The organism is Stenotrophomonas sp. P5_B8 (genome assembly GCF_054049855.1).
The window spans coordinates 1-670 of sequence record NZ_JBFULO010000841.1; the positions used below are offsets into that span (position 1 = coordinate 1).

General features: G+C 67.3%; 1 protein-coding gene. It reads right to left on the minus strand.

The annotated features are described in order from the left end of the window. On the minus strand, positions 1-670 hold a 670-nt coding region (locus ACXJKH_RS21765; RefSeq protein WP_457322497.1), incomplete at both ends, for an FAD-dependent oxidoreductase.

A 670-nucleotide genomic window follows, 5' to 3' on the forward strand; every position in this document is an offset into this window, starting at 1 on the left:
GACCGATACCGATCGCACGACCGCTGGCCGCCCACGGGAACTTGGCCACGCCCACCTTCAAGCCCTTGGCCTTCGCCTCGGTCTCGGTCACGCCCACCCACGCGATTTCCGGGTTGGTGTAGGCCACCGACGGAATCACCCGCGCCACCCACTCCTTMTTCTCGCCCGAAGCCACTTCGGCCGCCAGCTTGCCCTCGTGCGTGGCCTTGTGGGCCAGCATCGGGTTGCCGACGATGTCGCCGATCGCAAAGATGTGCGGCACGTTGGTGCGCATCTGACGGTCCACCGGGATGAAGCCACGGTCGGTGACCTGCACGCCCGCCTTCTCGGCGTCGATCTTCCTGCCGTTCGGCGAACGGCCCACGGCCACCAGCACGCGGTCGAAGGCGCTTGCTTCCAGGCCCGGCTTCTCGCCGTCCACTGCCGCCTCGAAGGACACCGTCACGCCGGCCTTGTCGGCCTTGACGTCGGTCGCCTTGGTCTTCAGGTAGACCTCCACGCCCTGCTTCTTCAAGCGGTCGGCCAACGGCTTGACCAGGTCCTTGTCGGCGCCCGGCATCAGCTGGTCCATGAACTCCACCACCGTCACCTTGCTGCCCAGCGCGGCGTACACCGTTGCCATTTCCAGGCCGATGATGCCGCCGCCGACCACCAGCAGCTTGCCCGGCAC